The organism is uncultured Algibacter sp., from assembly GCF_905480415.1.
Classification (GTDB): Bacteria; Bacteroidota; Bacteroidia; order Flavobacteriales; family Flavobacteriaceae; genus Algibacter_B.
Genome location: NZ_CAJQQI010000126.1, coordinates 1 through 16,740, shown reverse-complemented (window position 1 = coordinate 16,740; position 16,740 = coordinate 1). Strand labels below are relative to the sequence as shown.

9 protein-coding genes and 2 pseudogenes are annotated in these 16,740 nt (G+C 33.6%); 10 read left to right on the top strand and 1 reads right to left on the bottom strand.

The window, feature by feature from the left end; translation table 11 throughout:
- The 5 genes and pseudogenes from glgC to QZ260_RS08600 form a co-directional block, all read left to right on the top strand.
- A pseudogene (glgC, locus tag QZ260_RS08620) lies at positions 1-322 on the top strand (glucose-1-phosphate adenylyltransferase); the annotation flags it as partial.
- A 41-nt stretch (positions 323-363) separates the two neighbouring features.
- A complete protein-coding gene (locus QZ260_RS08615) occupies positions 364-2,301 on the top strand; it encodes an alpha-1,4-glucan--maltose-1-phosphate maltosyltransferase (RefSeq protein WP_295985068.1) in 1,938 nt (645 codons plus the stop codon).
- A gap of 3 nt (positions 2,302-2,304) precedes the next feature.
- A complete protein-coding gene (locus tag QZ260_RS08610; RefSeq protein WP_295985065.1) occupies positions 2,305-3,933 on the top strand; it encodes a trehalose synthase in 1,629 nt (542 codons plus the stop codon).
- A 3-nt stretch (positions 3,934-3,936) separates the two neighbouring features.
- Complete coding sequence (gene glgB, locus QZ260_RS08605) at positions 3,937-5,847, top strand: 1,4-alpha-glucan branching protein GlgB (protein ID WP_295985063.1); 1,911 nt, start codon at positions 3,937-3,939, stop codon at positions 5,845-5,847.
- A gap of 263 nt (positions 5,848-6,110) precedes the next feature.
- Positions 6,111-8,513, top strand: coding sequence for a glycoside hydrolase family 31 protein (locus QZ260_RS08600; RefSeq protein ID WP_295985062.1), 2,403 nt, complete (start codon positions 6,111-6,113; stop codon positions 8,511-8,513).
- Between the two features lie 202 nt (positions 8,514-8,715).
- On the opposite strand, the gene QZ260_RS08595 is transcribed toward QZ260_RS08600, so the two are convergent.
- Positions 8,716-10,584, bottom strand: a complete 1,869-nt coding sequence (locus tag QZ260_RS08595; RefSeq protein WP_295985060.1) for a sodium:proton antiporter — start codon at positions 10,582-10,584, stop codon at positions 8,716-8,718.
- Positions 10,585-10,686: 102 nt separating this feature from the next.
- Between QZ260_RS08595 and QZ260_RS08590 the strand changes: the two genes are divergently transcribed.
- From QZ260_RS08590 to QZ260_RS08570, 5 genes and pseudogenes are all read left to right on the top strand, one after another.
- Positions 10,687-11,535 carry a universal stress protein gene (locus tag QZ260_RS08590; RefSeq protein WP_295985059.1) on the top strand — a complete coding sequence of 283 codons (849 nt, stop codon included), beginning with the start codon at positions 10,687-10,689 and terminating at the stop codon, positions 11,533-11,535.
- Positions 11,532-13,739, top strand: coding sequence for a SulP family inorganic anion transporter (locus QZ260_RS08585; protein WP_295985057.1), 2,208 nt, complete (start codon positions 11,532-11,534; stop codon positions 13,737-13,739). The genes QZ260_RS08590 and QZ260_RS08585 overlap by 4 nt, the downstream gene beginning before the upstream one ends.
- Before the next feature lie 87 nt (positions 13,740-13,826).
- Positions 13,827-14,687, top strand: a complete 861-nt coding sequence (locus QZ260_RS08580) for an MBL fold metallo-hydrolase (protein WP_295985056.1) — start codon at positions 13,827-13,829, stop codon at positions 14,685-14,687.
- Between the two features lie 29 nt (positions 14,688-14,716).
- Positions 14,717-16,324, top strand: coding sequence for a S8 family peptidase (locus QZ260_RS08575; protein WP_295985054.1), 1,608 nt, complete (start codon positions 14,717-14,719; stop codon positions 16,322-16,324).
- 123 nt (positions 16,325-16,447) lie between these two features.
- Positions 16,448-16,740, top strand: a pseudogene (locus QZ260_RS08570) (M1 family peptidase); the annotation flags it as partial.

Genomic DNA, 16,740 nt, shown 5'->3' with positions numbered 1-16,740 from the left:
TGCAAAAATTGAAAAATCTGTAATTGGTATTCGTTCTAGAATCGGAAACGAATCTACTGTAATTAACACCTATATGATGGGTAGCGATTATTATGAATCCTTAGAAGATATTAACAACAATGACATTCCGATACTTATGGGTATTGGAGAACGCTGTTTTATAAAAAATGCCATTTTAGATAAAAACTGTAGAATAGGAGATGATGTTCGAATAAATGGAGGTAAACATTTAGAGGATAAAGAAACCGACACTTATATGATTAAACAAGGTATTGTAGTAATTAAAAAATCAGCCACAATCCCAAAAGGAACAGTAATCTAAAACACGTAATCTTTTTATTTTCTATTATATAACCAATTAATATGCAAGACCAAAAAAGAGTTGTAGTTGATTATGTCTCGCCTAGCGTAAATAATGGTGAGTTCTATGTTAAGCGTGTGGTAAATGAAATTGTAAATATAGACGCACATATTATGGCCGATGGCCATGATGTTATAAGCGCATCTGTTTTATATAAACACGAAAAAGATAAAACTTGGAAAGAAACTAGAATGAGCCTGCTTTCAAACGATGAATGGCAAGGGTCATTTACGGTTGAAAAACAAGGGTTTTATACTTATAAAGTTCAAGCTTGGGTAGATTATGCTCTTAATTGGCGACATGGCTTAATTAGAAAAATTAATGATAACCAACACGTATCTTCTGAATTACTTGAAGGAGTTGAGTATATTGAAGCTATTCTAAAAAAAGTAACGGCCGAGGATAAAACCTATTTAAAACGCCTCCATAAGCTATTTAAAAATGAAAGTGATTATGGGGAGGCTATTACCGAAGCGACTACTGAAAAGTTATACCAAATATTCTTTAAAAACCCTGTAAAACAGTTCGATAATTCTTCAAAAGATTATCAGGTTTATGTCGATAGAAATAAAGCTAGATTTAGTACCTGGTACGAATTTTTTCCGCGTTCAGCCTCAAAAAAAGAAGGAGTTCATGGCACATTTAAAGACTGCGAGCAGCTACTTCCTCGTGTTAAAAACATGGGTTTTGATGTGGTATATTTACCCCCTATTCATCCGATAGGTGAAGTGAATAGAAAAGGCAAAAACAATACTACTGAAGCTAAAGCAGGCGATGTTGGCTCTACTTGGGGTGTTGGCTCTCAATATGGTGGCCATAAAGACATTCACCCACAATTAGGAACACTTGATGATTTTAAATCTTTAATTAATAATGCTAAAGATAATGGGATTGAAATAGCTATGGATTACGCGTTACAAGCTGCTCCCGATCATCCTTGGGTAAAAGATCATCCAAAATGGTTTAAGTGGCGACCAGATGGCACTGTACAATATGCTGAAAATCCACCGAAAAAATATCAAGATATCCTCCCTATTTACTGGGAAAGTGAAGATTATAAAAATCTTTGGAATGAATGTTTAGATGTTTTGATGCATTGGATTGATTGTGGCATAAGTATTTTTAGAGTCGATAATCCACACACCAAACCATTTTATTTCTGGAATTGGATTATTTCACAAGTTAAGGCAAAACATCCCGATGTTATCTTCTTAGCTGAAGCTTTTACAGCTCCAAAAGTTATGCAACAGCTTGCCAAACAGGGCTTCACACAGTCTTATACCTATTTTACATGGCGCGAAAGTAAACATGAACTTATAGAGTACGTTGAAGAGCTAACAAGATCAGAGTTAAAAGAATATATGCAGCCAAACTTTTGGCCTAACACCCCAGATATTAATCCGTATCATTTACAAGGTGCCAACGAATCTAAACACATTCAAAGGTATGCCCTTGCTGCAACATTAAGTTCTAGCGTAGGGATTTATGGGCCTGTTTTTGAATATATGCTTTCTAGTTCATTACCTGGTAAAGAAGAGTATTTAAATTCAGAAAAATTCCAAATCACCCATTATGATTGGGATATAAAAAGTAAGCTTATAACTATTATTGCAAAAATAAATGACATAAGACACAATAATCCTGCGCTTCAACAAACCAATAACATTAAATTCTGCCATATTGAAAATGACAATTTATTGGCATTTTATAAATGGAATGACGATAGAACAAACCAAATATTTGTTATTATTAGTCTAGATGCTCACAATTCACAACAAGGTACAGTTCAAGTTCCTCTGCAAGATATTGGGGTGTCTCATGGTCATAACCTTGAAATGCATGATTTAATTACAGATAGTCGCTACAATTGGAATAGCGAATGGAACTTTGTTGAGTTGCATCCAACCACACCATTTCATATTTTCAAGATTAACAAATAGTCTATGACTGATAAAGCATCGACAGCATCAGCTAACCCCCTTTTTAAGTCTAATGACTCTTGGGAAGTTTTACTTGATAATGAAGGCTTTGTAAAAACTTTTTTATCAGATGTATTAGAAGCTTACATTGTTCAACAACGCTGGTATGGAGGTAAGTCAAGTCGGTTAAAATATATTGAACTTGCTGAATATTTTAAAATTCAACAGCATGGTGAGGTTTATTTTGGACTCATTTTGGAAGTAAATTTTGTTGAAGCCTTTTATCAGCATTATTTTTTACCAATTGCTTTTGTAACCGATGAAAATTTTGGTCAAAAAGATAGAATTCTTCCAATAAGTATTCAAAATCAAAAAGGGTATATCATAGATGCGATTAACTTAGAATCATTCAGAAAGTTAGTTTTTGAACGTATTGCAACTGCAGAACCTAAAGACACGACGAAAGTTCAATACCATAAAAGTCATTTATTTAAAAATAAAACCTATGAATCTTCTAGGTTTATGGGATTAGAACAAAGTAACACCTCCCTAGTTTATAACGAAAAGTATGTCTTAAAGTTTTTTAGACGCATTTTTCCCAATAAGAATCCTGATTACGAAATGAGTCGTTTTTTGTCAGAGAAAAAGGAATTTAAAAATACACCTGCTTATTTAGGAAGCATCAATTTAGTTGACTCTGAAAACAACAATATTACTATTGGTTTAATGCAGGATATGATTCCTAATGAAGGGGATGCTTGGGACTATATGCTAAAGGAACTACATAACGTATTTTCAATTTTAGCATACAAGAAAATAAATATTGATACACTACCAAATACCGAGTTATACCAACGCTTAACCATTGAAGATATTCCTCCTCAAATTATAGATTGGGCAGGTTTAAATTTGTTTAATCAGGTTAAAACCTTAGCAATTCGTACCGCTGAAATGCACATCGCTTTAGGTTCAGAATTCGAAGAAACAGCTTTTACTCCAGCACATTACAATGGTGATTATACGGTATGGTTAAAAAACAAAATGCTCTATCAATTTCAAAACAGACTTAATGTGATTGAAAATAGCCTTGATAAATTAGACGGATTAGCATCAACCCTTGCGCAAGAGTTTCTCGATAAAAAAAACAGTATAAGAAAACGTTTTGTAAATTTTGATTGGACCAAACTTAAAGGCGAAAGAATAAGAGTGCATGGCGATTATCATTTAGGTCAAATTTTAGTAAAGGATAAAGATTTCTACATTATAGATTTTGAAGGCGAACCCGAAAGTACGATTCGAGATAGAAAAGTAAAACAACCGCCTTTAAAAGACGTTGCTGGTCTCTTTAGGTCATTTCATTATGCCATTTACGCCACTATTTTTAACAACCAAGAAAGTTATCCTTCAAATCAAGATAATCTGTTTAAAGCAGGGGAAATATTATACCGTTATATCACCGGATTATTTTTGGGTGCCTATGTTACCGAAACACAAAACGAAAATTTAAATTTAGGATACAATCAAGAACGTATATTTATATTAAAATACTGCTTACTGGAAAAAGCAGTTTACGAGTTGGGTTACGAACTCAATTCTCGTCCAAAATGGGCTGTCATTCCTTTAAAAGGAATATCTAATATTATAAATCATTAATTTATGGCACAAGTAAAAGTTCACAGTTTATTTACAGAATTTGATATTAATCTTTTTAAAGCTGGGAAACACTTTAGGCTTTATGAAAAAATGGGCTCACACCTTGTTACTGTTGATGGTATTGATGGTGTGTATTTTGCAGTTTGGGCTCCTACCGCAAAACAAGTATCTGTAATTGGCGACTTTAACTATTGGATGGAAGGCGAACACCAGTTAAACGTGCGTTGGGATTCTAGCGGTATTTGGGAAGGGTTTATTCCCCTTGTTGAAAAAGGCGCGACATATAAATATAAAATTCAAAGTAATAATAATGATATAAAAACCGAAAAAGCAGACCCTTATGCTAGGCGTTGTGAGCATAATCCAAATACAGCATCTATAGTTTGGGAAGATGATTACAAGTGGAGAGATAAAGACTGGATGAAAACCCGTAAAAATCATAATGCTCTTGATGCACCATATTCTGTTTACGAAGTTCATTTGGGTTCTTGGAAAAGGCACGCTGAAGAAGACCGATTTATGTCTTATTTTGAGTTGGCTGATGATTTAGTAAACTATGTAAGTGAAATGAATTTCACGCACGTAGAATTAATGCCTATTATGGAATTCCCATACGATCCATCTTGGGGTTATCAAGTAACTGGTTATTTTGCGCCAACATCGCGGTTTGGCTACCCTGAAGAATTTAAATATTTAGTTGATAAATTGCATCAAGCTGGAATTGGAATTATTTTAGATTGGGTACCATCACACTTCCCGGAAGACGCACACGGTTTAGGGTTCTTTGATGGTTCCAACTTATACGAACACCCAGACAAACGAAAAGGATACCATCAAGATTGGAAAAGTTTAATTTTCAATTATGAACGGAATGAAGTACGATCATTTTTAATAAGTAATGCTGTATTTTGGATGGACCAATACCATGCCGATGGATTACGTGTTGATGCAGTTGCCTCTATGTTATTCTTAGATTATTCCAGAGAAGACGGTGAATGGGAACCAAACATTTACGGCGGACGAGAAAACCTTGCAGTAATAAGCTTCTTAAAAGAATTAAATGAAGAAATATATGCATCTTTCCCAGATGTACAAACTATTGCAGAAGAATCTACAGCATTCCCTATGGTTTCTAAACCAACATTTGTTGGCGGTTTAGGCTTTGGTATGAAATGGATGATGGGCTGGATGCACGATACTTTAGAGTATTTTGCTAAAGATCCTGTGTATAGAAAACACCATCAAAATGAAATTACATTCAGTTTAGCTTATGCTTTTACTGAAAATTTTATGCTTCCGCTATCGCATGACGAGGTGGTATATGGCAAAAATTCTATTATAGGAAGAATGCCAGGTGATGAATGGCAACGGTTTGCGAACTTAAGATTATTATACGGTTACATGTTTACACACCCTGGTACAAAACTCTTATTTATGGGTAGTGAATTTGGTCAATATAACGAATGGAATTTCCAAGAGAGTTTAGATTGGAACTTACTAGAATTTAAACCCCATAAAGACGCTCAAAATTATTATAAAGAGCTAAATAAATTATACAAAACAACTCCAGCCCTTTATGAAAAAGGTTTTAGTGGAGAAGGCTTTGAGTGGATTAGTTATGATGATCACGAAAACTGTGTAATTTCTTATATGCGAAAAGGTTACAAAGAAGAGGAGAATGTTGTTGTAATCTGTAATTTAACTCCATCCATTAGAGAAAATTATAAAATAGGTGTTCCGGTTAAAGGTAAGCTTAAGGAGATTTTCAATAGTGACGCTGAAGCATTTGGAGGTAGTGGCGTTTTAAATACCAGACAAATAACCATCAAAAAAGATCCATGGAATGGTAAAGACTATTCAGCAATCGTAACTTTACCTCCTCTCGCGGTAACTATTTTTAAATTTAAATCTTAAGCTTTAAAATATTTACATCATTTAGCGATTCGTTTTTCCTTAAAAGAATAGTTAAATGATGTTTTTAGCAAAAACGAAACATTTTAATTAGAAATCATTGAAAACAAAAAAAGAATGTTAATTCCTACAATGTTAGATTTTTTTAATTACACCTCTCATTCTTTGAATTTTATGTAATTTTTTTGCTGTTTTTTTAATAATTATAAGCATTATAGCTTTTTTGTTTTTAGTAAATTAGCTCTTAAGATTGATAGTAAAAAAACATGATATTAAATACTGAATTAGAATATAAAGGAAACTTATTTCCTTCACAAATAGTTTCATACGAAAAGCACCTTAACGTATTGTCTTTCACTACTGAAAATGGTGCTGTTTTACAAGTTACAGTTCGAAGAGATAGTATACTTCGCTTTAGATTTACAACTACTGGTATTTTTGAAAATGATTTTTCTTATGCAATCACTAAATACGCAAGTAGAGGCTATAACCTTCTAGAGGTTACTGAAAATGATAAGAACTACATCATTACAACAACAAAACTAATTTGCCACATTTCAAAATTAGATTTAAGAACATCTATTTATGATGCTGTAGACAAATCTTTAATTTGTGAAGATGAACTTGGATTCCATTGGGAAGAAAGTTACGAGTATGGTGGCAATGTTGTGAAAATGTCCAAAACGGCTCAGCCAGGTGAAAGCTATTATGGTTTAGGTGATAAGCCCGTTGACAATAACTTAAAAGGAAAACGTTTTGAGAATTGGGTTACAGATTCTTATGCCTATGGCAGAAATACAGATCCTATTTATAAAACAATTCCTTTTTATACAGCCTTACACAACAAAAAATCTTACGGAATATTTTTTGACAATACGTTCCGTTCATTCTTTGACTTTTGCCATGAGCGCAGAAACATTACAAGTTTTTGGGCACAAGGCGGTGAAATGAATTACTATTTTATCTATGGTCCTGAAATGTCGGATGTTGTTGTAAACTACACGGATTTAACAGGTAAACCACATCAATTACCGGCACTTTGGACTTTGGGTTACCACCAATGTAAATGGAGTTATTATCCTGAATCCAACGTAAAAGAGATTACTAAAAAATTCCGAGACTTAAAAATACCATGTGATGCCATCTATTTGGATATAGATTATATGGAAGGGTTTAGATGCTTTACTTGGAGCGAAGAATATTTCCCAAACCCTAAAAGAATGGTTAAGGAGTTAGCTGATGACGGTTTTAAAACCATTGTTATTATTGACCCAGGAATTAAAATAGATATGGATTATTCTGTGTTTAGAGAAGGACTTGAAAAAGATTACTTCTGTAAAAGGGCAGATGGCCCATATATGAAAGGTAAAGTATGGCCTGGTGAATGCTATTTTCCAGATTTCACAAACCCGGAAGTAAGAGAATGGTGGGCTAATTTATTCCAAGAATTAGTAGAAGACATAGGTGTTAAAGGGGTTTGGAATGATATGAACGAGCCAGCAGTAATGGACGTTCCTGGAAAAACCTTCCCTAACGATGTAAGACATGATTATGACGGGAACCAATGTAGCCACAGAAAAGCGCATAATGTTTACGGAATGCAAATGGCACGTGCCACATATCAGGGATTAAAGAAATTCTCGTACCCAAAAAGACCTTTTGTAATTACAAGAGCCGCTTATTCAGGTACACAACGTTACACATCGAGTTGGACCGGAGATAATATTGCAACTTGGGACCACTTAACTATTGCAAATTTACAAGCACAACGTATGTGTATGTCTGGGTTCTCGTTTATAGGATCTGATATTGGAGGATTTGCTGAACAACCAAATGGCGAATTATATGCACGTTGGATTCAGTTAGGTATTTTTCACCCATTCTGTAGAACACACTCTTCAGGAGACCATGGCGATCAAGAACCTTGGGCGTTTGGAACTGCTATAACTGATGTAGTAAGAAAGTTTATTGAATTAAGGTATCAATTACTGCCTTATTTATATACGGCGTTTTGGAGGTATGCTGAAGAAGGAATTCCAATTTTGAAGTCGCTTGTATTATACGATCAACATGATCCTCAAACACATTATAGAAATGATGAGTTTGTTTTTGGCGAAAAAATATTGGCTTGCCCAATAACAGCACCAAACCAAACAGGAAGACGCTTGTACATCCCTCGTGGTAAATGGTATAACTTCTGGAGTGATGAAATTGTTGAAGGCGGCACAGAGCAATGGGTTGATGCCGATTTAGATAGTATGCCTATTTTTGTTAAAGAAGGTGCTATTATCCCTAAATATCCTATTCAACAATATGTAGGTGAAAAAACTATTGATGAGTTATTACTTGACGTTTACTATAAAGAAGGCAAAGAAACCTCTGAAGTTTACGAAGATGCTACAGATGGTTATGACTATATTAAAGGTAGATATAGTTTAAGAACTTTTAAATTATCAGGAAAGAAAAAGGAGTTGATTATTCAACAACACAAATCAGGAAAATTTATAACCACCTATAAAACGTTTAAACTGAATTTACATGGTCTACCATTTAAGATTTCTAAAGTTGAAATTGATAATGTTGTTATACCGTTTAAAGATCTTGAACTTAATGGCGATAACACTTTAGTACTTACTAAGGAGTTTTCAGAGCTTCATATTATGGCTTAAAAAAGTCATACTATAATAAAATATTAAAGCCTCTCTTTTTAAAATAAGAGAGGCTTTTTCATAAGCTAAAACGGTTATTAAAACTATTTACTTTATCCGTCAAACCCGCTAACTTCCTTTAACCATGTATAAAGTTGATTAAGACGAAACCTTATCTTTACATTAAACAACCTTGAAAATTGATTAAATAGAACTATAACTTCTATTCGTCTTTAGTTCCTTTGGTTTCAGCGGTTGGTACATTTTCAACATCAAATGGTTTTCCCAAATAAACAAGTTGATAGCCCTTTTCAATGTTTTTAAACGCTAAATTATTAGACGATATAATATGAAGTTCGCCTTCATTATCTTTTACAAATAAAGGAATGATATCTTCATCATTATTTGAAATAGTAATTAACTTCTCGTAATGTGTTTTGTCTTCTAAATCAATTTCTTGAATTGATGGATGCTTTCTTGTTAATTCTGACAATCTATTAAAGTCATCTTTATGTGAAAACAAGCCTTCTTTAGGGGTATTGCTGTCATCCAGCATTTCTTTAGTGGTTACAAGTCTAAAAGTACCGTTTTCTCCAAACTGCTTACTAAATTTATTGATGGCATATTTATTTATATCAGGATTTCCTGTTAATGCCATTAAATAACCAACATCACTTAACTCAATATTATCCAATAAAGTATCAGAGTAAATATTCGTGCTAATTGCTTCCAGACCCAATTCTTTAGCTTTTTCAATATTGCTTTCATTGCTATCTATTAATACCACATGTCTGCCATTTATTTCTAAATAATGCCCTAATAGTCTTGAGACTTTTGAGGCTCCTAAAATTAAAACCCCTTCAGATTTTATTAAAAAAACACCTATTATTTTTGCGAAAAAACGTGCTGTTGTGGCATTTAATAAAACCGTTCCCAACACAATCATAAAAACTAAAGGTGTAATATATTCTGCACCTTCAACACCATTTTTAGCTAGTTTTAACCCGAATAAAGACGCTATACCTGCCGCTACAATTCCACGCGGACCAACCCAACTTATAAAGACTTTCTCGTTAAGCTTTAATGAAGAGCCTCTTGTACTTAAAAAAACACCAATAGGACGTATTACAAAAACTACCACGGCAAAAAGTATAGCTGTTTTCCAATTATATATTAGTAATAAATCTTCTATATTAATGTTGGCCGCTAACAAAATGAATAAAATAGAAATAAGTAATACGCTTAAAGACTCTTTAAAGTAAAGAAGTTCTTTTAAATAAGGTGAATTAGAATTCCCTAAAACCATCCCCATAACTACAACTGATAATAAACCCGATTCGTGAGCAAAAGCATCAGATAACACAAACACACCAAGTACTGCTGCAAGTGCAAATACATTTAAAAGATAATGAGGTACCCATTTTTTATTAATAATAAAATTAAGGGCGTGCGCAAACGTAAAACCAAATGTAAAACCAAATAAAACTATTTTTCCAAATTCTATTAAGGCGGTTTTTGTAAACTCGCCTCCAGCATCAACACTTATAAATTCAAAAACCAATACAGCTACCAAGGCGCCAATAGGGTCAATCAAAATCCCTTCCCATTTTAAAACTGTAGATACATCCTTTTTTAAAGGAATGTTTCTTAAAATAGGTGTTATTACCGTGGGCCCTGTAACAATGATTAACGCTGAGAACAAATATGATATTTGCCAACTTAAATTAAAAATAAAATACGCTGCTAATGCTGCCCCAAAAAAGGTAACTAATGAGCCAAGAGTAATAAGCTTGGTAATAACAGGACCAACATTTTTTATCTCGCTCATCTTTAAGGTTAGACCACCTTCAAATAAAATAATACTAATAGCTAGCGATACAAAATAGAAAAGGCTTTCCCCCGGAAACAATCCTTCTTTTCCATTCCATATGGGTTCAATCCACTTTGTGCCATCATCAGACAAAAATTCGGCAGCTATTGGGCCAACAAGTAATCCAATTAAAATTAATGGTAAAATAGCAGGGATTTTAAATTTCCAAGCAAACCATTGAGCTAATATTCCTAATATAATGATTCCACCAAGTTCTAACATGGGCTGTTTCTATTTAAAATACTAATTTAAGTAAAACGTACGGTTTTTTATTTTTAAAAAATGTTATCTTTCCTCTTTTGACTAAAAAATATATTAAAACCTGTGTCTTTAAATCCTTTTAAAAGTATTGGAATTGGGGTGGCATATTCCCCAAACTTAAAAGCTAACCTCTTTGAGGCTGCTAGGTTATCTGTTTTTTTTGGTGCAAAATTGTTTTTAATTCATGTTGGTGAAGCTTCTGAAGAAAAGACTAACATGTTGAGTATCATTCTAAAAAGTTTTGAAGAAGACAAATTAGATTATGAAGTTGTTTTTAAAACTGGAGATCCTGTAGATGTTATTTTATCAACTTCCGAAGAAAAAAAGATAGACTTATTAATTCTTGGAGCTGTTAGGCGAGAACAGATTTTAAAATACTATGTGGGTTCTATTGCTAGAAAAATTACGCGTCAAGCCAAATGTTCCATTTTATTACTAATTAAACCTTCTGTTGAGCGTGTACCTTGTCAACATATCGTAGTAAATGGCTTAAAAGACCCAAAAACCGAACAAACCATTACCTCCGCTTTTTACGTTGCTAAACAGCTTAATGCTGAAAAAGTTACCATTGTAGAAGAAATTGGGCAAGATCAAATAGCAGTAAAGGTGGATGATGATAAATCGCTTAGAAGAACTAACATAGCAAAAGAGCGGATTGAGCTTAGAGAAAACTCAAGAGTAAAAGAAATTATTAGTCATATCCCCAAAGAATACACTAAAAATAAAACGATAAAATTACAGCCTATATTTGGTAAGCGTGGGTATTCCATTGGTCATTACGCACAAATTTCGCGAGCCGATTTATTAATTATGAATGCGCCATCAAAAATGACTTTTTTGGATAGACTTTTTCCTCATGATATTGAGCATATTTTAACCGAATTACCAACCGATGTGTTAATCCTACAATGAGTCCAAAAAAAAATAACATAAAAGACTTTTTTAAAACCTTACCTAAAAATATTTTTTCGGGTTTTGTAGTTAGTCTTATTGCACTGCCTTTAGGCTTAGGACTAGCTATGGCTAGTGATGCGCCTCCTATTTCAGGTATAATTGCAGCTATCGTAGGTGGTGTTATTGTTTCTGTTTTGGGAGGAAGCCATGTGACTATTGTTGGCCCCGGAAATGGTTTAGTAGGAGTGCTTTTAGTGGCTATATCTACTTTAGGAATAGAAAGTGCCTATGTAGCCATTATGTGTTCAGGAGTTTTACTATTACTTCTTGGTTTTTTTAGAATGGGTGCGCTAGCCGATTTTTTTCCATCCTCTGCCATACAGGGTATGTTGGCTGCTATTGGTTTAATTATTTTAGGCAAGCAATTCCATATTATGTTAGCTCATAAGATTAATAGAGTAGACACCATAGATTATCTTATGGAGATTCCTAACACCATATATGATGCTTTTCATTACGACGATAAGGGATTAATTTTTGCAGCGTTGGCAGGTGTTTTAAGTTTGGCCATTATGCTCTTCTATTCTAAAATTAGAAATAAATATTTACAGCTTATTCCTGCACCTATGTGGATTGTTATACTGTCAATAGGGTTTAGTTATTACTTTGAGCTTATACTTCATAAACCTAATCCTATAGCTCAAAAATACATGGTTTCTGGAATTCCCAGTATTCAAAATATTATTGCCGATTTACCAGTACCTGATTTTAGTGGTATTTGGAGTTTTCCCTTTTGGGCAAGTGTCTTAGCGCTAACACTTATCGCTAGTATAGAATCGCTTTTAAGTATTAAAGCTGTTGATAAATTAGATCCAGAAAAGCGACGCTCCAATGTTAATAGAGATTTAAAAGCACTTGGTTTAGCAACCGTTGGCAGTGGTTTACTTGGTGGTTTAAATGTAGTAACTGTAATTGCGCGAAGCTCGGTTAATGTTAATCAAGGAGCCAGTAATCGTTCTTCAAATTTTTTCCATGCATTATTTTTGGTTTTGTTTATCGTGTTTTTTAGCACCCAGCTTACCCGCATCCCGCTCCCTGCTTTAATGGCTATTTTAGTATACACAGGCTACAAATTAGCTTCGCCAAAAATTATCACTAAAATGTTTTCTATTGGCAAAGAGCAACTTATTATCTTTTTCATGACGCTCATTGTCACCTTAAAAATAGGACTAATAACAGGAATCATCGCAGGTGTTCTAACCACCTTTATCCTTCATCTGATTATCAATAGAAATTTAGGATATGGCTTATTTATTCGGAATTTGTTGAAACCAAATGTTTTAATGTTTGAAGAACAAGGAAACAAGGGCAGTTACTATGTAAGTGTCAAGCACTTTTGCAGCTTTATAAACTATTTCAGATTAAAAAAACATTTAGATGCGATTCCTGAAGATCAAGATGTTATCGTAGATTTTTCACTATGTGATTTTGTTGATGATACCGTTCTGGAAAACATTAATAGCTATCAAGAATTGTTCGCTAAACGAGGTGGGCATTTTGATGTAGTAGGCTTGGATATGCACGACACAGAAACAAAGCATCCTTTTTCTTCAAGGCGTTTATTACCCGTTCCTAAAATTATAAAAAATAGTCTTACTAGACGTCAAACAAGTATGGAGACTTTAGCCGAAAACTATAGTTTAGAATACAACCCTAAAAAGAAAAAAGACACATCGTTTTTAAATAGTTTTTCATTTTTCAGAACGAAGAATATCAACCATATTTATAATAAATTATCTCATAAACAGAATGCTATAACGTTATTTGATATTGAATTTTCAGAAGGTGAATTTATAGCCAAAGAAGTGGTTCGTAAAAGCATGCTTCACATCGATTTACAATTTGATATTCCAGAGTTTACCTTAGATAAAGAAGGGTTTCTTGAAAAAGTTTCAGCTTTTGCTGGATTTAAAGATATTCTTATAGAAAATCATGACGACTTTTCTAATCGCTTCTATTTACTTGGAGATAACAAAGCTGGTATCGCTAAGTTTTTTAATGATGATGTCACAAATTTCTTTGAAAGTAATCCCTATTATCATGTGGAATCAAACGGAAATGCCTTGTTGATTTTTGGAAAAGAACGTTTAGCCAGTATAAAAGAAATAAAAGCTTTATATGATTTTGGTAAGCGTTTAAAAGATGTGATCCCATCTAGCTAAATTTCAAGTAATTATTTATAAAACAATTCTTAATATCTTCTTAAGGTTTAATAGAAATATTAATAGATTTCTTAATTTTACATTCCTATGAATTTATTCCCCATAAATGCCGGAAATCTAAAGCTTGATGGTGGTGCTATGTTTGGTGTGGTGCCAAAATCTATATGGCAACGTACCAACCCTGCTGACGCCAATAATATGATTGATATTGCTACACGATGTTTACTCATTGAAGATGGTAATCGACTCATATTAGTTGATAACGGTATGGGAAATAAGCAATCTGATAAATTTTATAGCTACTATCACCCATGGGGCGATTTTAACTTAGATAAATCTCTTAAAGCTCATGGGTTTCATCGGGATGATATTACAGATGTGTTTGTGACGCATTTGCATTTTGATCATTGTGGAGGCAGTATTCAATGGAATAAAGACAAAACGGCTTACGAACCTGCTTTTAAAAACGCACATTTTTGGAGCAACAAAGACCATTGGAAATGGGCAACCGAACCAAACAGGCGAGAACGTGCATCATTTTTAAAAGAAAATATTATACCTATGGAAGAAAGTGGCCAGCTAAAATTTACGTCGCTTCCAGAAGATAATTTGCTTAAAAATTCTGAGTTAAGTTTCGATATTTTTTTTGCTAATGGACACACCGATAAACAGATGATTCCGCTTATTAAATATCAAGACAAAACCATTGCTTTTATGGCAGATTTATTACCAACAGCTGGGCATTTACCAATCCCTTATGTTATGGGTTACGATACGAGACCATTATTAACACTAGATGAGAAAGAAATTTTTCTAAATATGGCCGCAGAACATAATTTCTACTTATTTTTAGAACATGATGCGCATAATGAAATCATTACGGTACAAAAAACGGAAAAAGGTGTTCGTTTAAAAAACATCTACACTACTCAAGATATATTTAATTAAACTTATAAATGACTAATTCTAATAATACCATGAGAACAATTAAAACTATAGCAACATCTGCTTTTTTAGCAGTTTTATTTTTTGGCTGCGGAGGAACTGCGGCTGTTTTATCAACGCCAATTGAAAATATTGATACATCGCCTTTAAAAGTGTCTGAACTTACTGAAGCCGAAAAACACAATTGGGGGCATCTAGATTTAGTAAAAGATACCATACCGGGAATGAGTGTTGATAAAGCTTACGCTGAAATTATTAAAAACAGAAAAGGAAAAAAAGTAATTGTAGCCGTTATTGATTCTGGAATTGATATTGACCATGAAGATTTAAACGATGTTATTTGGACTAACAAAGGTGAAATTCCTGATAACGGAATAGATGATGATAAAAACGGATATATTGATGACCTTCATGGTTGGAATTTTTTAGGTGATGGCTATAATGAGCAGTTAGAGTTTGTTAGGATTTTAGCAAGTGGAAACACTAATAACCCAGATTATGAAAAAGCTAAAGCTGAATATGAAACCGAATATCAAAAATGGTTAGGTAGAAAAACACAATATGAGCAAATTCATGAGCAAATTAAAACTACTGATGATGCATTAGCAAAGCATTTTGGCAAAAAAGATTACACTAAAGAAGAAGTCGCTTCTATTAAAACCGAAGATGAATCTTTAGCAAAAGCGCAACAAATAGCAAATTACATGTTTAGTAATGGTATGGATTCTATGGCTGATGCGGCAAAGGAGATTGCTAATGGTTTAGTCAGTATTAATGACCGTTTAAACTACAACTTAAACAAAGAGTTAAAAGGGCGTGTTACTGGTGACAATCCAGAGGACATGTCTACAAAATTTTACGGAAATGGAAACGTAAAGCCTGTTAAGAAAACAGAAAGTCATGGTACGCATGTGGCTGGTATTATTGCAGCCGAACGTAACAACGGAAAAGGTGCAAATGGTGTTGCAAATAATGTTGAAATCATGAGTGTTAGAGCAGTACCTAACGGTGATGAGTATGATAAAGATGTAGCTTTAGCCATTCGTTATGCTGTTGATAATGGCGCTAAAGTTATAAACGGAAGTTTTGGTAAAAGCTATTCTCCTCATAGTGATTGGGTTCGTGATGCTATTGCCTACGCCGGAAAAAAAGATGTAGTTTTTGTTCATGCAGCAGGAAATGATAGTAACGATATTGATACGAAAGCTAATTATCCAGACGATAATGTAAATGGTCAAGAAGTTTCAGATACTTATATTAGAGTTGGCGCATTAGCACCAAAATACGGATCGGGTATGGTTGCAGGATTTTCTAACTACGGAAAAAGCAATGTAGATGTTTTTGCTCCTGGAGCAAGTGTATATTCTACAACGCCAGAAAACGAATATGGCACTAAAGGCGGTACATCAATGGCTGCGCCTGGCGTTGCAGGTATAGCCGCTTTAGTCCGTTCTTATTACCCAAATTTAAGTGCAGCACAAGTAAAACAAATTATTATGGATTCCGGTTTAGCAATAAACACTAAAGTTATTGTTGGTGGAAATTCAGAAGATATAAGACCTTTTGCCGATCTAAGTAAATCTGCAAAAATGGTAAATGCTTACAACGCATTAATTATTGCAGCTAAAATGGCTAAATAGTATTAAATATTTATGTCTGTTCGAGTGCAGTCGAAAATTAACAGTTTTTAAAAAAACATCTCGACTTCACTCGAGGAGGCATTTTTTTTATTACATATTAAACCCTTTTTAATTCTACTTTCTATGACTCGTTTTTTTCTTTCAATTCTTTTCATATCATCACTAATATTCTCTTGTAAGAACTCTAAAGAAATAGTGGTTTCAGCACCACAAGCTCCGTCGACACCTTCATTAGTAATATCAACTTATTGGCAACAACATGTTAATTATAAAATGGAAATTGATATGGATGTAAACACCTATCAATATAAGGGAAAACAGAAATTAGTATATACTAATAATTCACCTGACGTTTTAAATAAAGTGTTTTACCATTTATATTTTAATGCCTTTCAACCCGGAAGCGAAATGGATGT